Origin of the sequence: Lutibacter sp. (assembly GCF_046055765.1) — a bacterium.
In the GTDB taxonomy this organism is placed as follows: domain Bacteria; phylum Bacteroidota; class Bacteroidia; order Flavobacteriales; family Flavobacteriaceae; genus Lutibacter.
The window spans coordinates 1-19,606 of record NZ_JASFZF010000027.1 but is presented as its reverse complement, the minus strand read 5'-3'; the positions used below and the strand labels follow the sequence as shown (position 1 = coordinate 19,606).

Sequence of the window (19,606 nt, the reverse complement as noted above, 5' to 3'; positions counted from 1 at the left end):
AAAATATTATGTTATTTTTGTGGTGGTTGTAAAAGGCTATTTATAAATAAATTTGAAATAGGTTCATTGTATGCAAATTTATGCTCTTTAAACTGAATTTCTTTAAAAGTAGTATAAATTTCTTGTGATAAAAGAGTATAAACATACTGAAAGTGAGTTTCTAGATGTTTATCCTTAAAAGGTAATTTTTTGTGTTCTTTATGCTCATTTTTATGCATGTTAGCCTGACTCCCATAATGCATTGAAATAAAATCAGAAAAGTTGTCACCTGCTTCCACATGAGAAATTAAATGTTTTACAAGCATTGGCACTTTATTTATATCATTTATTTCAAAGTTAGAACTTTGAAATAAAATTGTAATAGATATTATGACAACTATAATTTTATGCATATATATAAATTCAAAATTTATTGAATTAGAACTTTGTAAATATTCAATTTTTAAACTACGTATTTATAAATTTTGGATATTAATTTTTGATTTTGCTATAGTTTAAATTTATTATAAAAAAATAACTAATAGTTAAACTTTACCGAAATATTTACGCGTAAACCATTCAATACTTAAGCTAAGTAGTAGAATTCCTAAAATCCACTTCCAATTAATTAAAGGCGTTTTAATAATAGTAGATTTTTGAATATTATTAAATCGTTTATCAGATATCAAATTTTCAAGCAGTTTTTCTTCATCATTAGAATAAAAGATATTTCCTTTTGTTTTAGCAGCCAGTAATTTTAATGCTGAATCATTTGCATTTTTAAACTGCTGTTCAATATCAAAAGGGAGTACTTTAAAACTTCCTGATATTTTTGGCACTTGGTTTTCAACAGACAAAGTATACCTATATTCTCCTGAAGGAATATTAGATAATTCCACAATAAATTTACTTTGTAGTAAGGCAAAAGGTATCTTTTTAAAATAATTATTTTTTTTATTAGAAATTGTTAGCCAAAGCTTAACTCTCCCGTCAAAATTCAAGTTTTTATCTAAATAACTTGCAGAAATTTGGATAGTTTCATTTGTATGATAAATAGTTTTTACAGAAACTGATAATTGTTTATTTTTCTGATTCGAAGCTAAATATTGAACTAACTTTGAAATATAACCATCAAAATATTCAAATGTTTTTAATGACGAAAAACTATTCATTCTCCAACGCCAAGAATTTTCACCAAATAAAATAGCACCTTTTTGATTATTGATTTCAAATGTAGCTAATAATGGTTTTTCAGTATTAATTGTTCCAATTTTTTGAAATAACAGCGTATTATATGGAATTGAAAATGTAATATCGCCAAAACTATCTTCTAGTGGTGCAAAGCTTGAAAAACCAATATCATTAGTTAAAAAACTAGCATAATCTGAATTAAATAAGGGCTTATAATTTTCAACTTGTGTAATTGATTTTTTAGAAAAATTATGTTGAATTTTATTTAAAAACCTCCAATCTGTACTAAGTCCTGAAATTATAAAATAACTTAACTTTTTAGTATTAATTTCTTCAAAAATACGACTAAACTTATTGGTTGGTTGATTTAGTATAATTAATTGATAATCAGATATATTACCTTTAAAGTTATTTATATTTATAATACTAACTAAACGCTGTTTATTACTTTCAATAGATTTTTTAAGCATTCCTAAATCCGGATGTAAGATTGCACTTAAAATTAAAATTTTAAATTTTTCATCAATAACTTTTATGCTGAAGTCTTTTGAGTTATTTATCCTATTTCTTTCCCCTTTTAATTCGTCTATAGTAGCTCTATAAAACTGAGTACCTTTTTCTTTTGCTGTTAAAAAAAATGAACTAGTTTTTACCGTTTCATCTTTTGAAAAATCTAAAACTTCGCTATAAATCTTAACATTCTTGTGGTAGATATTTAGTTTTTTTGAAATTGATTTATTTCCAATATAATTTATAAATAACTCTACAGGAAATTTATTATTAATAGTTGTAAATTTATTTACATTTAATTGTTGTATAAATAAATCTTCAAAATGAGTTGTATCACCAACTATAAAAGGAAAAACAGGGTATTTATAATTAATGTATTCAACATTATTCCCAACAGTTTGGTTTCCATCTGAAACAAAAATTATTGGCGCTAAATTTTTATTGAATAATTTGGAGAATTCTTTAAATGGTAATGATAAATTAGTTTGATTTTCACTAAAACTTAAGGAATCTAATTCATATAAATTATTTCCAAAACCATAATACTTAATTGAATATTTAGAATTTAATTTTGTGTGGTTTTTTATTAAATTTATTAAATTTATAACACTCTCATTTTGTAAATTATATTTAATTGAAGCTGAATTATCTACAGCAACTATTAAATTTGGCTTTATAATTTCAGTTCTGCTTTTTTTTATTGACGGGTTTATCAATAAAATAAAAATTAAAAAAATAGCAATAAAGCGAAAAAAAGAAAGCCAATAATTTAATTGGCTTTTATCTTCATTCTGATAGATATATTGAAATACAGCAATAAATAAAGCTGTAAAAACGGCTAATATTATTAATAATAATGTGGCGGTTTCCAATAGGTAGAAATTAAGTTAACATACCTCCATCAACACTCAATGTTTGACCTGTAATATAGGAACTCATATCAGAAGCTAAAAATACACAAGCGTTGGCAATATCTTCAGGAGTTCCACCACGTTTTAACGGAATTGCATTTCTCCATTCTTTTACAGTATCTTCTGGTAAACTAGCGGTCATTTCTGTTTCAATAAATCCAGGAGCAATTACGTTACTTCTTATATTTCTTGAACCTAATTCTAAGGCTACAGATTTGGAAAAACCAATGATACCAGCTTTAGAAGCTGCATAATTTGCTTGTCCTGCATTTCCTTTTAATCCTACAACTGAACTCATATTAATAATTGAGCCTGCACGTTGTTTCATCATTGGTCTAATTACTGCTTTTGTTAAGTTGAAAACTGATTTTAAGTTCACTTCTATTACTTTATCAAAATCGGCTTCAGAAATACGCATTAATAAATTATCTTTAGTAATACCCGCGTTATTTATTAAAATATCTATAGTTCCAAATTCTTTTAAAACACTTGCAGCCAATTCCTGAGCAGCTTCAAAATTAGCAGCATTTGATTGATATCCTCTTGCTTTTATGCCATAAGTTTCTAATTCTTTTGCTAATTCTTTTGCAGCTTCTACTGATGAACTATATGTAAATGCCACATTGGCTCCTTGCTTTGCAAATGTTACCGCAATTCCTTTTCCAATACCCCTTGTAGCCCCTGTAATTAATGCAGTTTTATTTTCTAAAAGTTTCATAATTTAATGTTTGCTTAAGTTTTTTTGTTATCGATAAATCAAATATACACATTTGTACAAAAAAAGCTTCCATATAGGAAGCTTTTATATCTATTTTTAGAATTATTTTATCCTAAAATTTCTGCAACTTTTTCTCCAATTTTAGCAGGAGATTCAACTACGTGAATTCCATTTTCTCTTAAAATTGCCATTTTTGCTTGGGCAGTATCGTCAGCACCACCAACTATTGCACCTGCATGGCCCATAGTTCTACCTTTTGGAGCAGTTTGTCCTGCAATAAAACCAACTACTGGTTTTTTATTTCCTGTTGCTTTTACCCAACGAGCTGCTTCAGCTTCTAATTGTCCACCTATTTCACCTATCATTACAATTAAGTCTGTTTCATCATCATTCATTAACAATTCAACAGCTTCTTTTGTGGTAGTTCCAATAATAGGATCTCCACCAATACCAATAGCTGTTGTAATACCATAACCTTTTTTAACAACTTGATCCGCAGCCTCATACGTTAAGGTACCAGATTTAGAAACAACACCAACTCTCCCTTTTTTAAAGATAAAACCAGGCATAATACCAACTTTAGCTTCTTCAGCAGTAATTACTCCTGGGCAATTTGGACCTACTAATCTACAATCTTTATTATCAATGTAAGCTTTAACTTTTACCATATCAGCTACAGGAATACCTTCTGTAATACAGATGATTACTTTTATTCCTGCTGCAGCTGCTTCCATAATTGCATCAGCAGCAAATGCTGGCGGCACAAAAATTATTGAAGTGTCAGCCTCAACTTTATCAACAGCATCTTGTACTGTATTAAAAACAGGTTTATCTAAATGTGTTTGACCTCCTTTACCTGGTGTAACACCACCCACTATATTAGTTCCATACTCAATCATTTGAGTTGCGTGAAAAGTACCTTCTCCCCCTGTAAACCCTTGAACAATTATTTTTGAATTTTTATTTACTAAAACACTCATTGAAGTATATTTTAAATTTATGTAATTAAACTTTACAAAAGTAATTTTTTATATGTTCTGAATAAAAGAAAAGTTACTTTTTTTGATTTTTTATTAATTGCTTTATTCCTGCAATTTCTTTTAATTTCTTTCTAGATTCATCAATAGGAGTTCCAAAGTACGTTTTACCTCCTTTTACAGATTTAGTTACACCTGTTTGACCAAGTATTACTGCGCCTTTTCCAATGGTAATTCCGCTATTCGTTCCAACTTGCCCCCAAAGAATCACTTCATCTTCAACAACTACACATCCTGCAATTCCTGTTTGAGAAGCTATTAAACATTTTTCACCAATAACTGTATCGTGTCCAATTTGAACTTGATTGTCAATTTTAGTTCCTTTTTTTATGGTCGTATTTGCAGAAACTCCTCTATCGATTGTGCAAAGTGCTCCAATATCAACATTGTCTTCAATAATTATACTTCCACCCGATAAAAGTTTATCATAACCATCTTTTCTCTTTTTATAGTAAAAAGCATCAGCACCTAAAACGCTTCCAGCATGAATAGTAACATTATTTCCAATTTTACAATTATCATAAATGGTAACATTCGGGTGAATTGTGCAACCTTTACCAATTAAAACATTGTTTCCAATAAATACATTAGGCTGTATTCTTGTATTCTCACCTATTACCGCAGATTTTGAAATAGAGATATTGGTACTTTCAAATGGAGTAAAATGTTTCGTTAGTTTATTAAAATCTGTAAATGGATCTTTAGAAATTAATAAAGCTTTTCCTTGTGGACATTTTACTTTTTTGTTTATTAAAACAACTGAAGCTTCAGACTCTAGGGCTTTATCATAATACTTTGGATGATCAACAAATACAATATCTCCAGATTCAACTACATGAATTTCATTACATCCAGAAATAGGGAAATTTGCAGGTCCAACGTATGTTGCTCCAATTAGTTCTGCTATTTCTTTTAGGTTATAAATGCGAGGGAATTTCATAATTATTATTCTTTAACACGTTCTAAATAAGCTCCTTTTGCAGTGTCTATTTTAATTTTATCACCTTCATTAATAAATAAAGGGACGTTTACACTTGCTCCTGTTTCAACAGTTGCAGGCTTAGTTGCATTTGTTGCTGTATTTCCTTTAACACCTGGTTCTGTATGACTGATTTTTAAAATAACACTAGCTGGCATGTCAACTGAAAGAGGCATATCATCTTCAGTATTAAATATAACTGTTACTATTTCACCTTCTTTTAAAAGATCTGGAGCATCCAATGTTTCTTTTTCTAAAGTAATTTGATTGTAATCATCTGTATTCATAAAGTGAAAAGTATCTCCTTCTGGGTATAAAAATTGATATTTTCGAGTTTCAATTCTAATATCTTCAATTTTTCTTCCTGCAGGAAATGTATTATCTAGCACTTTACCTGAAGATAAGCTTTTTAATTTTGTTCTCACAAAAGCAGGTCCTTTACCTGGTTTTACATGTAAAAATGCTATTACTTTAAAAATATCATTATTATGTTTTATACATAATCCATTTCTAATATCTGATGTTGTTGCCATTTTGTTATTTAGTTTTAAATTTATTACTACTTTTCGTTAAAATAATTATAGTTAATTCGCTTATAATCTAATAATTACATTCAACTTCCAGTATAGCCTTTCATAATTCCTCTTTGAGAATTCTTTATAAACAACAAAATTTGATCTCTTTCTTTTGTTGCTTCCATTTCAGCTTCAATTTTTTCTGAAGCTTGAGTTGTATTATAATTTTTTTGATATAGTAACCTAAAAATATTTTGAATTTCTCTAATTTTTTCAGTTTCAAATCCTCTTCGTCTTAATCCTATAGAATTAATTCCAATATATGATAATGGTTCTTTACCTGCTTTTGTATATGGTGGCACATCCTTTCTTACTAATGAACCTCCTGAAACCATAGCATGTTCACCTATATGTATAAATTGGTGTACAGCCACTAATCCACTTAAAATTGCAAAATTTCCAATGGTTACATGTCCAGCTACAATTGAACCATTTGCCAGTATGCAATTATTACCAACAATACAATCATGAGCAACGTGAGATGTTGCCATTATTAAACAATTATCTCCAATTTCGGTTTTTCCAAGGGCTTTAGTCCCTCTATTAATTGTTACACATTCTCTAATGGTTGTATTATTACCAATTATGGCAAGGGTTTCTTCTCCATCAAATTTTAAATCTTGAGGTATTGCTGAAATTACTGCTCCAGGAAAAATCCTACAATTTTCACCTATCCTTGCTCCTTCCATAATTGTAACATTAGAACCAATCCAAGTTCCTGCTCCAATAGTTACATTATTATAAATTGTGGTAAAAGGTTCAACTACTACATTGGTTGCAATTTTTGCACCAGGATGTATATATGCTAAAGGTTGATTCATTATTCTGTAGGTTTTTTTGCAATTTGAGCCATTAACTCTGCCTCTACTACTAATTTCCCGTTTGCATAACCACAAGCTTGCATATGACAAATTCCTCTTCTTATAGGCGTTATTAACTCTGCTCTAAATATTAATGTGTCTCCAGGTAAAACTTTTCGTTTAAATTTTACCTTATCCATTTTCATAAAATATGTTAAGTAATTTTCTGGATCTGGTACTGAACTTAAAACTAAAATACCACCACATTGTGCCATTGCCTCAACTTGAAGGACTCCTGGCATTACTGGAGCATCAGGAAAGTGACCCATAAAAAATGGTTCATTCATCGTAACATTTTTCATTCCAACAACATGGTTATCAGATAGTTCTAAAATTCTATCAATTAATAAAAAAGGAGGTCTATGAGGTAAAATACTCATAATCTTATGAATATCCATCAAAGGTGGCTGATTTAAATCGTAAATTGGTACGTTATTTCTTTTTTCGTGTTTTATTATTTTTTGCAATTTTTTAGCAAAAATAGTATTTACTAAATGTCCTGGTTTATTAGCAATTACTTTACCTTTAATTCTGGTACCCACTAAAGCTAAATCGCCAATTACATCTAATAACTTATGGCGAGCTGCTTCATTGGCCCAACGTAATGTTAAATTATCGAGAATTCCATTTGCCTTTACTGTTAAATTTTCTTTGTTAAAAGCTTTTTTTAACTTATCCATAGTTTTAACTGATATTTCTTTATCAACATATACTATGGCGTTATTTAAATCTCCTCCTTGAATTAAATTATGGTCTATTAACATTTCTAATTCATGTAGAAAACTAAAGGTTCTTGCATCAGCAATTTCATTTTTAAAATCGGATAGAGAATTTAATGTTGCATTTTGTGTACCTAATACTTTTGTTCCAAAATCTACCATTGCAGTAATTTGAAATTCATCAGAAGGCATTAATATAATTTCACTACCCGTTTCTTCATCTTTATATGAAATAATATTTTTTACTACATATTCTTCTCTATCAGCTCCTTGTTCTACAATTCCAGCTTTTTCAAGTGCCTCTACAAAATGTTTTGAAGAACCATCCATAATAGGTGGTTCTTGAGCATTTATTTCAATACAAATATTATCTATTCCCAGAGCTACAACAGCTGCTAAAACATGCTCAGATGTATTTACAAAAACACCTTTCTTTTCAAGATTAGTACCTCTTTGAGTATTTATAACATATTCTGCACTTGCCTCAATTAAAGGTTCTCCCTCTAAATCTATTCTTACAAATGAATAGCCATAATTAATAGGTGCTGGTTTAAAAGTCATAGTAACTTTTTTTCCAGTATGTAAACCAACTCCTGAAAGTGTAACCTCTTTTTTTATTGTTTTTTGTTGACTACTCATTATTTTTCTTTTAATGCTTTTATTTCTTTTTCTAATAAATTTATTTTAGCAACTAACTCAGGTAATTTTTTAAAATACACATACGATTTATTATAATCTGAATACCCAAAAGCTGGTGTTCCTTGTATAATTTCATTGTCTTTTATATTTTTACCAACGCCTGTTTTAGCTTGCATGCGAACATTATTACCAATAGTTAAATGTCCTGCTATTCCAACTTGACCACCAAGCATACAATTTTCACCTATTTTAGTTGATCCAGCAATACCGGATTGTGCTGCAATTACAGTGTTTTTACCAATTTCAACATTGTGAGCAATTTGAATTTGATTATCGAGTTTTACGCCATTTCTAATAATAGTAGAACCCAATGTTGCTCTGTCAATTGTTGTGCCTGCACCAATATCTACATTATCACCTATTATAACATTACCTATTTGAGGTATTTTACTAAATTTACCATCTTTATTTGGGGCGAAACCAAAACCATCAGCACCTACAACTGCATCAGAATGAATTGCACAACTTTTACCAATTTCAGTCTCTGAATATATTTTTGCACCTGCAAATATAGTTGTATTTGAACCTATTAAAACATTATCCCCTATATAAACATTAGGGTAAATTTTTACATTATCACCTATAATCACATTATTACCTATGTATGCAAAGGCGCCTAAATAAATATTTTTACCAAGTTTAGCTGTTTCACTTATGTGTGATGGTGTTTCTATTCCTAATTTATTAGATTTTACTTCATCATAAAATGCTAGTAATTTAGAAAATGCTTCATAAGCATCATCTACTTTTATTAATGTTATATCAATTTTATTTTCAGGGACAAAACTTTTATTTACAATGGCAATTGAAGCCTTTGTAGTATAAATGTATTGTGTATATTTTGGATTTGAAAGGAACGTTAACGATCCATTTTCTCCTTCTTCAATTTTAGAAAGCTTGTAAACTTCGGCATTTTCATCCCCATCAATCTCCCCTTCTAAAATTTCTGCTATTTGGTTTGCTGTAAATTTCATGAATTGCAAAAATAAATAAAAAATTGAACACTACCTATTTCTTAGGGTAACAGATATAGTACTTATACACGGTATTTGATAACGCTTGTAGATTTAAATGATCTGAAGCTTCAGTTACATCTTTTATAGTTCCGTTTTTATATAAAATTTGAATATTGTTTTTAGTTGCATCATAGGCCTGATTCTGAATTCTACCCGTATAAACAAAGTAGTTCAATTCATCATCCGTCAAATTAAAGGTGTTTTTCACTTCCTTTTTAATAGTTTCAATATATGATTCTGATAATGGTTCTTTCTGAATTTCAATTTTAGGAAGAATTCTATTTATCAAACTTTCTGATAACTTAGAAAGTACTTTATCATCAAAAGAAATCCACTCTTTTATTGCTGAAAAAATATCGTAGTCATCTAATTTAGCAAAAGTTTTTAAAGTTTCTATTGAAATTTCTTCAATAGAAGATTTCTGTTCTAAAAAATAGGTAAAGGCTTTACTCGCAGGTAATTTTTGTCCGTTAAAAGTTAAATCTTTTGCCCTTTTTAAAATTTTCCCTAATAATTTTTCAGCAACTAACCCTGTTTTATGTAAATAAACTTGCCAATACATCAATCTTCTGGCAACAATAAATTTTTCAACAGAATAAATCCCTTTTTCTTCAACAACCAAACAGTCCTCTTTCACATTTAACATCGTAATCAATCGTTCTGAACTGATATTTCCTTCGGCAACACCTGTATAAAAACTATCACGATTTAAATAATCAAGTCGATCCATATCTAACTGACTTGAGATAAGTTGATGTAAAAAATTTCGAGGAGAATTCCCCTTAAAAATATCAATTGCTAAGGAAAGTTTTCCATCAAACTCATCATTTAAAACTTCCATAAATTTCAATGATATGGTCTCATGGTCAATTCCTGAAATAATATTATTTTCAAGTGCATGAGAAAATGCACCGTGACCAATGTCGTGTAGTAAAATGGCAATATACAATCCATTTGCTTCATCTTTAGAAATTTGAATTCCCTTAAAACGTAATATTCGAACTGCCTTTTGCATTAAATAAATACATCCAATGGCATGCTGAAATCTAGAATGATTGGCTCCTGGATAAACCAAATGAGACAAACCCATTTGAGAAATTCTTCTTAAACGCTGAAAATAAGGATGTTCAATCAAATCATAAATTAACTCATTAGGAATTGAAATAAAACCGTAAATTGGGTCGTTAAGTATTTTAAGTTTGTTCGTTTTTTTTTCGTTCAAAACAATATTTTTAATTTAAGTACTACAAATATAGCAATATGAGTGATATAAACATTTTATGGGTTGATGATGAAATAGATATTTTAAAACCGCACATTATTTTTTTAGAGAAAAAAGGATATTCAGTTGCAACATGTAATAATGGTGCCGATGCCATAGATATGTGTAATGAAAAAAATTATGATATTGTTTTTTTAGATGAAAATATGCCAGGTTTAAGTGGTTTAGAAACGTTGACTGAAATAAAAAGCAATAATGCAAACCTTCCTATTGTTATGATTACCAAGAGTGAGGAAGAATATATTATGGAAGATGCTATAGGTAATAAAATAGCTGATTATTTAATTAAGCCCGTAAATCCACATCAAATATTACTAAGTTTAAAAAAGAATTTAGACCATTCAAGGTTGGTTTCTGAAAAAACAACCTCTAACTATCAACAAGAATTTAGAAAAATTGCGATGGATTTAGCCATGGTAAATTCGTATGAAGAATGGATTGATATTTATAAAAAGTTAGTGTATTGGGAATTAGAATTGGAAAATATCAACGATTCTGGTATGATTGAAATTCTTGAAAGTCAAAAACAAGAAGCAAATTCTTTATTTTTTAAATTTATTAAGAAAAATTATGCAGATTGGATAGGTACTACTGATGATGCTCCCGTTTTATCAAATAACCTTTTCAAAAAAGTGATACTTCCAGAATTAAGTAAATCTAAAGGAACACTACTTGTTGTTATTGATAATTTACGATATGATCAATTCAATATTATAGAGCAAACCATTACTAAATATTATAAAAAAGAGAAAGAAATACCGTATTTTAGTATTTTACCAACAGCTACTCAATATGCTCGAAATTCTATTTTTTCTGGTCTAATGCCTTTAGAAATGGAACAAAAACATCCAAATTATTGGAGAAATGATACTGATGAAGGTGGTAAAAACTTATATGAAGAAGAATTTTTACAAGCTCAATTACAACGACTAAGACAAGACTTTAAAATGGGTTATTACAAAATAACCAACCTTAAATCTGGTAAGCAATTAGCTGATAATTTTAATACGATAAAAGAAAACGATTTAACTGTTATAGTTTATAATTTTGTTGATATGCTTTCACATTCTAAAACAGAAATGGAAGTTATAAAAGAATTGGCTAGTGATGACAAAGCATACAGATCTTTATCTAACAGTTGGTTTATAAATTCGCCATTACTTGAAATGATTCAAAAGGCACAAAATTTAGGCTTAAAATTAATTATAACTACAGATCACGGTACAATTAATGCAAAAGCACCTTCAAAAGTAATTGGCGATAAAAATATAAGTTCAAATTTGCGATATAAAACTGGAAGAAGTCTTTCTTATGAAGATAAAGAAGTGTACGCTGTTAAAAATCCTAAAGAAATTGGCTTACCTTCTATCTCTATAAACAGTTCATTTATTTTTGCTAAAGAAGATTTCTTTTTTGCCTACCCTAATAATTTTAATCATTTTGTTAAATATTTTAAGAACACGTACCAACATGGTGGTATTTCTTTAGAGGAAATGATAATTCCTTGTGCTATATTTGTACCAAAATAAGCTTAAATATATGGTTAAAAATTACTCGCTACAACATTTACCAAAAATTGCTAAAGAAGTAATACAATTTGCTAAGCACAATGTATTACTATTTTATGGTGAAATGGGAGTTGGTAAAACAACACTAATTAAAGAAATTGTTAAACAACTAGGTGTTACAGATAATGTTAGTTCACCTACTTTTTCTTTAGTAAATGAATATCATACAACCAAAGGTGAAAAAGTATATCATTTTGATTTTTATAGAATCAATAATGAAGAAGAAGCCATGGATATGGGAATTGAAGAATATTTTTATAGTAATAGTTTGTGTTTGGTAGAATGGCCAAATAAAGTTGAAAATTTAGTACCTTTAAAGTCGGTAATTATTACAATTTCAATTAACAGCAATCAACAGCGAACTATAGCACTTAAAAATAATGAGTAAAAAAGTTACTTCACCCTTTAGCAAACAAGAATTACTACCACAAGAAGAAACCTTAGAAATCACAAAACAAAAAGGTGAACTTATAATAGGTATTCCTAAAGAAACACACTATCAAGAGAAACGTGTTTGCCTAACACCAGATGCTGTTGGAGCCTTAACAGTGCAAGGACATAAGTTCATTATTGAAACCGGTGCTGGTAATGGAGCTAACTATTCCGATAATGAATATTCTGAAGCTGGTGCAAAAATTTCTTATGATGTTAAAGAAGCTTTTGGATGTCAAATAGTTTTGAAAGTTGAACCACCTTCCATCGATGAAATTAAATTGATAAATCCGCAAAGTATTCTATTTTCAGCATTACAATTAAAAACTCAAACAAAAAAGTATTTTGAAGCTATAGCAACTAAACGAATAACTGCTGTTGCTTTTGACTATATTAAGGATGACCAAGGGGTTTATACAATTGTTAAATCATTAAGTGAAATTGCGGGAATAGCTGCTATTTTAATTGCTTCAGAAATAATGAGCAATGATAATAAAGGTAACGGCCTATTATTAGGAAATATAAGTGGTGTTCCTCCAAGTGAAGTTGTAATTTTAGGTGCAGGTACTGTTGGTGAATTTGCAGCACGTTCAGCAATAGGATTAGGTGCAAATGTAAAAGTTTTTGATAATTCTATTACAAAATTACGATGCTTACAGCGTAATTTAGGTCGTTCAATTTATACATCAACAATACAGCCTAAAACTTTGCTAAAAGCGTTAATGCGCTGTGATGTTGCTATTGGAGCCTTAAGAGGAAAATCTCGTACACCTGTTATTGTTACTGAAGAAATGGTTGAACAAATGAAAGAAGGGGCAGTTATAGTTGATGTAAGTATTGATAGGGGTGGTTGCTTTGATACTTCTGAAATTACAACACATAAAAAACCAACTTTTACCAAACATGGCGTTATCCATTATTGCGTACCAAATATACCTTCCAGATATTCCAGAACTGCCTCAGTTTCAATAAGTAATATATTTTCACCTTATTTATTAAGTATTGCTGAAGAAGGTGGATTTGAAAATGCTGCTCGTTTAGACAAAAGTTTGCAAAAAGGTATGTACTTTTACCACGGAATTTTAACCAATAGAACTGTTGCAGATTGGTTTAATTTACCATTTAGAGATATTAATTTATTGTTTTTGTAAAATATGAATTTTAAACAACGTATTCCTTATTATTTAATCGGGTTAATTTTTGGAATTATTCTTGTCATTTTTTTTCTTGATAAAAAAAGTGCTGAATTTGATTATTTACCAAATTCCAGAGTTCTCAAGAGCATTCGAAGAAAACCTCAAATTTATTCAAGTCAAGTACTTTCATTATTTCAATCAAATAAAGTAGATTCTCTAAAAGTTGCTACTATTTTAAAAAATGGTGATGTTGATATTTGGAATAAAATTAAACAAGATACTTGTATGACCTACACTATTCAAGGAAAAGATAGTTTGAAAAATCTTTATTTAACAGTAAAAAGATGCGATTCCATTGCTTATATTCAGAAAATTAAATTTAAGTAGCAATTTTAGAATAATAATATTCTTTAATTTTTTTAATGCTTTTTATTGATTTTTGAAGCCATTCTAAATACAGTTCACTTTTTTCTAATTCCGTAAGTTGCCAGTTTACATCAGATTTTTTAAGCTTGTCATTCATACTTTGCAAAATAATTGCTGCAGCTACAGAAATATTTAGACTTTCTGTAAAACCAACCATAGGGATTTTTAGATAACCATCAGCATTATCCATGACATCTTTTGAAAGACCTTCTTTTTCTACTCCAAAAAAGAAGGCTGATTTTTGTGTAATATCAAAATCTTGTAAAATACACGAATCATTATGAGGTGTTGTTGCAATAATTTTATATCCTTTTCTTCTTAAATCATTAATACAAGTTAGTGTGTTATTTGTATTCTTTTCTTTAAAAAGTTTAAAATCTAACCATTTTTGAGCTCCTTTAGCAACTTGATTTGATGCGTAAAATTTATATTTATTCTGAATAACATGTACATCTTGTATCCCAAATATTTCACAACTTCTAACTACAGCACTGGCATTATGTGGTTGATAAATATCTTCTATGGCAACAGTGAAGTGTCTAGTTCTTTCATCTAACACTTTGCTAAATAAATTTCTTCTTTTTTCAGTTACAAACTGTTCTAAATATTTAATAAATTTATAATCTACCATCCAAAATTAACTTTCTTCAAAGATAAAATTTTACTTTTGAATAAATTAATGATATGAAAAAAATAGTTGTTCTTACAGGTGCAGGTATTAGTGCTGAAAGTGGTATTAAAACCTTTAGAGATTCAAATGGATTATGGGAAGGTCATGATATTATGGAAGTTGCCTCTCCTATTGGATGGGAAAATAATAAAAATTTAGTGTTGGATTTTTATAATAAAAGAAGAGCTCAATTATTAAAAGTTCTACCAAATAATGCTCATACTTCTTTAGTTTCTTTAGAAAAGAACTTTGATGTTACTATTATTACTCAAAATGTAGATGATTTACATGAACGTGCTGGGAGTGAAAATGTCGTTCATTTGCATGGTGAATTATTAAAAGTAAGAAGTACAATAAACCCAAAACTTATTTATGACTGGAAAAAAGCGTTAAATATAGGTGATGTTTGTAAAGAAAATCATCAGCTGAGACCTCATATTGTTTGGTTTGGTGAAGCTGTTCCAATGCTAGATAAAGCAATTGAAATAACTTCTAAAACAGATATTTTAATTATTATAGGAACTTCAATGCAAGTTTATCCAGCAGCTAGTCTAATTAATTTCATTAAACCGAAAACACCTATTTACTTTGTAGATCCTAAGCCTACTATTAAAGAAGATCAATATTCAAATTTAACCATTATAGCTGAAAGAGCTTCAATTGGCGTTGTAAAAGTTGTTAATCTATTAATTGACTAATTTTCTCAAATAATTCTCCCTTTGATATTTGACTACCAAGTTCAATCAACTTAAAAATTTCTAAGTTTCTTTCTATTGTACATTTTTTAGCAGCTTTAAAATATTCGATACTATCATCTAACGGATTTTTTAAAAACCAATCAAAATCAACAGAATTTAAAAAACTTTTAGAAGTATCATTTAATTTAATGTAAATTCTAATAATTTCTTTAGAGTTGCATTTAAACAAATTAATGTCATTCTCAGAAGTGTGCTCTAAGTAATTTGTTTTTGTTAAAACATCTTCCCAAACTACATCACTAAAAATATTTAATTCCTCCTCAGCCATTGCAGGATTTTCTTTTTTTATAGTATTCCACTCCTTTGCATCTATTTGTTGAGTTGCTAAAAATTTAGAAAATTCTTGATGTAATTCGAAAAATTGTTCTTTTGTTAATTCTCTGTATTTCATCTTACTAAAATTTCAATTTAGTGGTAATTGAGCGGAGTCGAAATTATAAATTATCTCTTCGACTCTGCTCAGAGACCGTTTTAAATAAAAAAACCGCCCAATTTGGGCGGTTCAAATATATATATTATTTATTGTTTAGAAAGAATAACGCAATCCAAATTGCGCTTGCCATCTAGATAACAAACTAGCGTCATACACAAACGTTTTTTGTACATCTCCAGTAAAAGTATAAGTTGGTACTCCACTACCATCAACAGATACACCAATTGGTTGAACTGCATCTGGTTGTTGAACTAATCCCCAATCAGAATTAATTAAGTTTCCAAAATTTAAAATATCTATTGTAAATTGTAAAGAATTTGTGTCAGATAATTTCAATTCTTGAATTAATTTCACATCCCATTTACCTCTCCAAGGCGCTAATGCTCCATAACGTTCAGCATACTGTCCTCTTCTTCCATTCATATAATCATCTTGTTTAATAAATGACTCTAATGCATCAGCTTGACCTGGACCAGAGAATTGCATTGATTGAATATCTGAAGTTGTAGGAATATAAATTAAATCATTTAAGTTAGAACCATCCCCATTAATATCACCTGCATACGTGTAATTAAATCTTCCACCTTGTGCATATTCAAAAAATGTAGAAATAGTAGTTTCCCATTTATTGTTTGCTTCATACGCCCAAGTTTTTGAAATTACACCAATAACTCTATGTGTATCTCCATATTTAGAATAGGCTAATGTTGCATCATTTGAATTTCCTAATGTTGGATTAAAAGCAAAAGCATCACCAGTAATTTCAGCTTCAATTGAGTTTACATCTTTAGAGTTTAAGTAATTATATGCTCCCATTAGGTATAAACCATTGTCAAAAGATTTCTGTGCTTTAAATGAAGCATTAAAAGTTCTTCCTTTATCAGAATTGGTAAACACATACGCTGCATTTCCAACATCAGAACTTGTATAAATAGGTCTATTATCTACACCGCTAAGTGTTCCTGTTGGTAATCCCAATCCCCAGTTTTGTACGTGTGCACCATTAATATCTTTAGTATACGATAAATCTGTTGTTAGAATTGTACCGTTTTCTAATTTATAGTCTAAACCTAAACTATTTCTCCAAACTTGTGGAAATTTAAAATCAGGGTCAACAATTTGGTAAAACCATACATTTGGGTTTGCTATTTGGTTTCCTAACCATACAAATGGAAAACGTCCCGTAAATAATCCTGTACCACCTCTAATTTGTAATGTTTTATCTCCTTTAGCATCCCAATTAAATCCAAATCTTGGTGAAATTAAGAAATCATTGTTAGGCATTTTAGTAGAGTTTAAGAAAACTGTTTCACCTGTAGAAGGATCAATGTATGGTACGTCTGGTGCATAAAAATTACCAGGAAAATCAATTACATCCTGAGCTTTTTCACTTGAATCAAAGAACAATGGTTTGTCAAATCTAACACCATAAGAAATTTTAAAATTATCATTTACATTCCATTCGTCTTGTAAATAAACAGCTAACTGACCAACATTTGTTTCAGCCAACGTCCAAGAATCATTAGCATTATTGTTATCAAAAATATTTTGAGCATTTGCCATTGCATCAGCTAATAATCCATTTGCAATACCTGCACGGAATCCATCCATATCAGCAAAATCTCCAAAGAATGCACCTACATAACCTCTAGCATCACCTAATCCATAAGTTCCTAAGTTAAATGAATTATCAAATTGAAATTTCTCAAATGCGAATCCTATTGTATAGTTATGATTTCCTTTACTAATATTTAAATTATTAGTTAATTGAAAAACTTTTTGATCTAATTTATTATGAATAGAAAATGGTTCATGACCAACAACAATGTAATTCCCTCCACTTCCATCTTGTATTCTAAAAGCTGGCATTGGTGTAGATTTAGGAACTCTAAAATCATCAAAATGAGTATAACCAACCTGTAATTTATTAGTTACATTATCTGCAAGTGTAGAGTTTAGCTCCACCAAAACAGATTTTAAGTTATTATTGATTTGATATCCTGAATTTTCGAACTGTAAAATTTGAGAACTTGGCCCTCTAAACCCTAATGCTGTTGGATGTGCAGGTAATTCTCTTGAAGCATCTAAAAAATTGTAAATAAATGCTAAACGATTTTTCTCATTGATATTCCAATCTAATTTTATAATACCTTTTGTGCTATTTGAAGCATGTGTAAAACCTTGGTATGCACCTGTATCATAACCAATACCAGCTAAAGCAGATTGAACTTCCATTAAGTCAGTTTCTAAAACTCTAGATTCATTAATTCCAGTATTACTATCTCCATTATTAGGTAACCAAGACTGACCTAAATCTGATCTTTTATCTTGTTCATAATTTATAAAAACAAATAATTTATCTTTTATTATTGGAGCTCCAATGCTAAAACCAACTTGAGTTTGTTCTAATTTTGGAACAGCAATGCTTTCACCTTTAATCTTATCACCTGTTAAATCTTGATTTCTAAAAAAACCATATACAGTTCCTTTAACTTCATTTGTACCACTTTTAGTTACTGCGTTTATAGAAGCTCCTGTAAATCCAGATAAAGTAACATCATATGGTGCTGTTGATACTGAAATTTGTTCAATAGCATCTAAAGAAACCGGTTGTGCACCTGTTTGACCACCTGGTGTTGCAGCATCTAACCCAAATGGATTGTTAAAGATAGATCCATCTAAGGTGAAATTGTTAAACTGATCATTTCTACCACCAAAAGAACCTCCAGAAGCTGAAGGATCTAAACGTGTAAAATCAGCTGCTGATCTTGAAATTGTAGGTAATTTTGTAAGTTCTCTTTTACCAACACTAGTTTCAGAACCCGTTCTGCTGTTATTAAATGTAGAACTTCTTCCACCGGTAATTACAACTTCTTCTAATTGCTCACTTTCAGCAACCATTTTTACGTCAAGATCTAGAGCTGAACCAAGATCTAAATAAATATCTGTATATTCAATTGTTCTAAAACCAATATAACTAATAGTTATAGTGTAAGGTCCTCCAATACGCAGATTAGGTAGTGTATACCTTCCGCCGTCTAAAGTCATAGTACCTGAAACGGTACCTGTTGGCATGTGTTTTGCTATTACATTTGCTCCAAACAATCCTTCAGAATTGTTATCGCTCACTAATCCTTGTATTTTTGAAGTAGTTACTTGTGAAAAACCTGTAACAACTGAAAATACAACAATTAGGAATGAAAATAGTAATTGTTTTTTCATGTGATTTTGAGTTAAATTGTTATTTATTATAAATAGTTTGATTAATTGTCAAATATAAGCAAAAAAAACCCACTTTTAAAGTGGGTTTTAAGCTTGTTTATTAACTAACTATTGTTAATTACTTTAATTACTGATTTTTAATAATTTAGTTTAATCCTCTTGCTTTAATCATTGGTTCAATTTTTGGGTCTGAGCCTCTAAAATCTTTGTACATTTTTTCCAATTCTATTGTATTACCTCTTGATAGAATCATATCTCGATAACGTTGTCCATTTTCTCTGGTTAAACCTCCATTTTCATTAAAATACTCAAATGCATCGTGGCTCAATACTTCAGTCCATAAATAAGAATAATAACCAGCAGAATATCCTCCCGTAAAAATATGAGCAAAATAAGAAGATCTATATCTTGTAGGAACTTCTGACATCCATAAATCAACAGATTTTAATGCCTTTACTTCAAAAGCATTTACATCGTTTATTTTA

At 29.4% G+C, this 19,606-nt stretch carries 19 protein-coding genes; 5 read left to right on the top strand and 14 right to left on the bottom strand.

Going from position 1 to position 19,606, the window contains the following annotated elements; all coding sequences use genetic code 11:
• Positions 1–11 precede the first annotated feature (11 nt).
• From QM495_RS03065 to QM495_RS03020, 10 genes are all read right to left on the bottom strand, one after another.
• Entirely contained in the window at positions 12–392 is a 381-nt protein-coding gene (locus tag QM495_RS03065) for a hypothetical protein (protein ID WP_408670640.1), read from the bottom strand.
• Between the two features lie 132 nt (positions 393–524).
• Positions 525–2,552: a VWA domain-containing protein gene (locus QM495_RS03060; protein ID WP_408670639.1), complete on the bottom strand. Its 2,028-nt coding sequence runs from the start codon at positions 2,550–2,552 to the stop codon at positions 525–527.
• Between the two features lie 10 nt (positions 2,553–2,562).
• Complete coding sequence (fabG, locus tag QM495_RS03055; protein ID WP_408670638.1) at positions 2,563–3,309, bottom strand: 3-oxoacyl-[acyl-carrier-protein] reductase; 747 nt, start codon at positions 3,307–3,309, stop codon at positions 2,563–2,565.
• 107 nt (positions 3,310–3,416) lie between these two features.
• Entirely contained in the window at positions 3,417–4,289 is an 873-nt protein-coding gene (gene sucD / locus QM495_RS03050) for a succinate--CoA ligase subunit alpha (protein WP_408670637.1), read from the bottom strand.
• 73 nt (positions 4,290–4,362) lie between these two features.
• Positions 4,363–5,286: a UDP-3-O-(3-hydroxymyristoyl)glucosamine N-acyltransferase gene (locus QM495_RS03045; protein ID WP_408670636.1), complete on the bottom strand. Its 924-nt coding sequence runs from the start codon at positions 5,284–5,286 to the stop codon at positions 4,363–4,365.
• A 5-nt stretch (positions 5,287–5,291) separates the two neighbouring features.
• Positions 5,292–5,858 (bottom strand): elongation factor P, encoded by a 567-nt coding sequence (gene efp / locus QM495_RS03040; RefSeq protein WP_408670635.1) that lies wholly within the window; start codon positions 5,856–5,858, stop codon positions 5,292–5,294.
• Between the two features lie 80 nt (positions 5,859–5,938).
• Positions 5,939–6,721 (bottom strand): acyl-ACP--UDP-N-acetylglucosamine O-acyltransferase, encoded by a 783-nt coding sequence (gene lpxA, locus QM495_RS03035; protein WP_408670634.1) that lies wholly within the window; start codon positions 6,719–6,721, stop codon positions 5,939–5,941.
• A complete protein-coding gene (locus QM495_RS03030; protein ID WP_408670633.1) occupies positions 6,721–8,118 on the bottom strand; it encodes a bifunctional UDP-3-O-[3-hydroxymyristoyl] N-acetylglucosamine deacetylase/3-hydroxyacyl-ACP dehydratase in 1,398 nt (465 codons plus the stop codon). The genes lpxA and QM495_RS03030 overlap by 1 nt, the downstream gene beginning before the upstream one ends.
• Positions 8,118–9,152, bottom strand: a complete 1,035-nt coding sequence (lpxD, locus tag QM495_RS03025; RefSeq protein WP_408670632.1) for a UDP-3-O-(3-hydroxymyristoyl)glucosamine N-acyltransferase — start codon at positions 9,150–9,152, stop codon at positions 8,118–8,120. Before lpxD ends, QM495_RS03030 begins: the two co-directional genes overlap by 1 nt.
• 34 nt (positions 9,153–9,186) lie before the next feature.
• On the bottom strand, positions 9,187–10,416 hold the full coding sequence (locus QM495_RS03020) for an HD domain-containing protein (protein WP_408670631.1): 1,230 nt from the start codon (positions 10,414–10,416) through the stop codon (positions 9,187–9,189).
• Positions 10,417–10,454: 38 nt separating this feature from the next.
• On the opposite strand from QM495_RS03020, the gene QM495_RS03015 reads away from it, so the two are divergent.
• Genes QM495_RS03015 through QM495_RS03000 form a run of 4 tightly spaced genes read left to right on the top strand, consistent with a single transcriptional unit; the run spans position 10,455 to position 13,999 of the window.
• The gene (locus tag QM495_RS03015) at positions 10,455–12,005 is read left to right on the top strand and encodes a PglZ domain-containing protein (RefSeq protein ID WP_408670630.1); all 1,551 of its coding nucleotides are present in this window, start codon (positions 10,455–10,457) and stop codon (positions 12,003–12,005) included.
• 10 nt (positions 12,006–12,015) lie between these two features.
• Positions 12,016–12,432, top strand: a complete 417-nt coding sequence (gene tsaE / locus QM495_RS03010) for a tRNA (adenosine(37)-N6)-threonylcarbamoyltransferase complex ATPase subunit type 1 TsaE (protein WP_408670629.1) — start codon at positions 12,016–12,018, stop codon at positions 12,430–12,432.
• A complete protein-coding gene (locus tag QM495_RS03005) occupies positions 12,425–13,627 on the top strand; it encodes an alanine dehydrogenase (protein ID WP_408670628.1) in 1,203 nt (400 codons plus the stop codon). The genes tsaE and QM495_RS03005 overlap by 8 nt, the downstream gene beginning before the upstream one ends.
• 3 nt (positions 13,628–13,630) lie before the next feature.
• Positions 13,631–13,999 carry a DUF4258 domain-containing protein gene (locus QM495_RS03000; RefSeq protein ID WP_408670627.1) on the top strand — a complete coding sequence of 123 codons (369 nt, stop codon included), beginning with the start codon at positions 13,631–13,633 and terminating at the stop codon, positions 13,997–13,999.
• Here the strand turns inward: QM495_RS03000 and QM495_RS02995 are convergent.
• Positions 13,992–14,669 (bottom strand): TrmH family RNA methyltransferase, encoded by a 678-nt coding sequence (locus QM495_RS02995; protein WP_408670626.1) that lies wholly within the window; start codon positions 14,667–14,669, stop codon positions 13,992–13,994. The genes QM495_RS03000 and QM495_RS02995 overlap by 8 nt on opposite strands.
• A gap of 53 nt (positions 14,670–14,722) precedes the next feature.
• Here QM495_RS02995 and QM495_RS02990 point away from each other — a divergent pair, with 53 nt between their 5' ends.
• Positions 14,723–15,406: an SIR2 family NAD-dependent protein deacylase gene (locus QM495_RS02990; RefSeq protein WP_408670625.1), complete on the top strand. Its 684-nt coding sequence runs from the start codon at positions 14,723–14,725 to the stop codon at positions 15,404–15,406.
• Here the strand turns inward: QM495_RS02990 and QM495_RS02985 are convergent.
• From QM495_RS02985 to QM495_RS02975, 3 genes are all read right to left on the bottom strand, one after another.
• On the bottom strand, positions 15,387–15,857 hold the full coding sequence (locus QM495_RS02985) for a DUF6495 family protein (protein ID WP_408670624.1): 471 nt from the start codon (positions 15,855–15,857) through the stop codon (positions 15,387–15,389). The genes QM495_RS02990 and QM495_RS02985 overlap by 20 nt on opposite strands.
• A gap of 135 nt (positions 15,858–15,992) precedes the next feature.
• Complete coding sequence (locus QM495_RS02980) at positions 15,993–19,121, bottom strand: carboxypeptidase regulatory-like domain-containing protein (protein WP_408670623.1); 3,129 nt, start codon at positions 19,119–19,121, stop codon at positions 15,993–15,995.
• Between the two features lie 145 nt (positions 19,122–19,266).
• Positions 19,267–19,606 (bottom strand): M3 family metallopeptidase (locus QM495_RS02975; RefSeq protein ID WP_408670622.1); only part of this gene is annotated, 340 nt, incomplete at its 5' end.

Coding starts and splice junctions, on each gene's coding strand:
- QM495_RS03065 (WP_408670640.1), bottom strand. CDS start 392: ATGCATAAAATTATAGTTGTCATAATATCTATTACAATTTTATTTCAA.
- fabG (WP_408670638.1), bottom strand. CDS start 3,309: ATGAAACTTTTAGAAAATAAAACTGCATTAATTACAGGGGCTACAAGG.
- sucD (WP_408670637.1), bottom strand. CDS start 4,289: ATGAGTGTTTTAGTAAATAAAAATTCAAAAATAATTGTTCAAGGGTTT.
- QM495_RS03045 (WP_408670636.1), bottom strand. CDS start 5,286: ATGAAATTCCCTCGCATTTATAACCTAAAAGAAATAGCAGAACTAATT.
- efp (WP_408670635.1), bottom strand. CDS start 5,858: ATGGCAACAACATCAGATATTAGAAATGGATTATGTATAAAACATAAT.
- lpxA (WP_408670634.1), bottom strand. CDS start 6,721: ATGAATCAACCTTTAGCATATATACATCCTGGTGCAAAAATTGCAACC.
- QM495_RS03030 (WP_408670633.1), bottom strand. CDS start 8,118: ATGAGTAGTCAACAAAAAACAATAAAAAAAGAGGTTACACTTTCAGGA.
- lpxD (WP_408670632.1), bottom strand. CDS start 9,152: ATGAAATTTACAGCAAACCAAATAGCAGAAATTTTAGAAGGGGAGATT.
- QM495_RS03015 (WP_408670630.1), top strand. CDS start 10,455: ATGAGTGATATAAACATTTTATGGGTTGATGATGAAATAGATATTTTA.
- tsaE (WP_408670629.1), top strand. CDS start 12,016: ATGGTTAAAAATTACTCGCTACAACATTTACCAAAAATTGCTAAAGAA.
- QM495_RS03005 (WP_408670628.1), top strand. CDS start 12,425: ATGAGTAAAAAAGTTACTTCACCCTTTAGCAAACAAGAATTACTACCA.
- QM495_RS03000 (WP_408670627.1), top strand. CDS start 13,631: ATGAATTTTAAACAACGTATTCCTTATTATTTAATCGGGTTAATTTTT.
- QM495_RS02995 (WP_408670626.1), bottom strand. CDS start 14,669: ATGGTAGATTATAAATTTATTAAATATTTAGAACAGTTTGTAACTGAA.
- QM495_RS02990 (WP_408670625.1), top strand. CDS start 14,723: ATGAAAAAAATAGTTGTTCTTACAGGTGCAGGTATTAGTGCTGAAAGT.
- QM495_RS02985 (WP_408670624.1), bottom strand. CDS start 15,857: ATGAAATACAGAGAATTAACAAAAGAACAATTTTTCGAATTACATCAA.
- QM495_RS02980 (WP_408670623.1), bottom strand. CDS start 19,121: ATGAAAAAACAATTACTATTTTCATTCCTAATTGTTGTATTTTCAGTT.